Annotated in this window: 1 protein-coding gene; it reads right to left on the reverse strand. The window is 66.1% G+C overall.

Annotation, left to right across the window (positions count from 1 at the left end; genetic code table 11):
- The coding region (locus tag AC0CH8_RS18950; protein ID WP_465241209.1) for a hypothetical protein at positions 1–242 on the reverse strand (242 nt) is incomplete at its 3' end.
- Positions 243–257: the final 15 nt, after the last annotated feature.

Here is a 257-nt window from a genome sequence, read left to right on the forward strand (position 1 = left end):
TGCTTGCACCGTTCGATATGCGAGTCCCGAGAGGGCGACGGCGGTTCGTTCAGCATATTGTCGACCGCCCTGCCTGCGATGTCCTCGGCGCTCGCCAGCGCGTCGTAGGCGTCGTCGAGAGCCTTCCGGCGCACCGCCACCAGGCGCAGGCGGCGCTTGGCGTGAAGGTCCCAGGCCACGATGCAGAGCAGGGCGGCCACGCTACCGTAGGTCAGGATGAGAGCCTGATCGTAGAAGTTCATGCCGCCAGCCTTTCC

It is taken from the genome of Sphingomonas sp. AC435 (assembly GCF_979253005.1).